The 368-nt window shown below is 46.5% G+C and carries 1 protein-coding gene; it reads left to right on the top strand.

Annotated features, from left to right (window positions below):
- A partial coding sequence (locus F8B77_RS17755) for a hypothetical protein (RefSeq protein ID WP_167512879.1) occupies positions 1 to 368 on the top strand: 368 nt, incomplete at both ends.

Here is a 368-nt window from a genome sequence, read left to right as displayed (position 1 = left end):
GGCGATGAAAGTGGCGATCTCGATGGTGATGGCTTCACCAACTTAGTGGAATACCAAGACGGCTCCGATCCGACAGACAACACCAGTTTTGATACCGATCATGATGGTATTCTTGACCCAGATGATGCTGAACCAACCGTGTGGAATAACCTTGAAACAGGTGAACGTTTAGGCATTACCACAATCTCAGCAACGCATGAACGTACGGAATACACGTCGCCAGTGGTACGCATCATGACAGAAGCGCATAGCCGTAGCGAAGATATGTATGTGCCTTATGAGAATTACAACTATTCGCTTGATAATCACAGCTCAAATTATATGCCAAAAGTGGCTTATTCTGCGGTCACAAGTGGCACCAAAGACGG

This window comes from Aliivibrio finisterrensis (genome assembly GCF_008933155.1).
In the GTDB taxonomy this organism is placed as follows: Bacteria; Pseudomonadota; Gammaproteobacteria; order Enterobacterales; family Vibrionaceae; genus Aliivibrio; species Aliivibrio finisterrensis.
The sequence above is the reverse complement of the archived record's forward strand: the minus strand, read 5'-3'. Positions and strand labels throughout refer to the sequence as shown.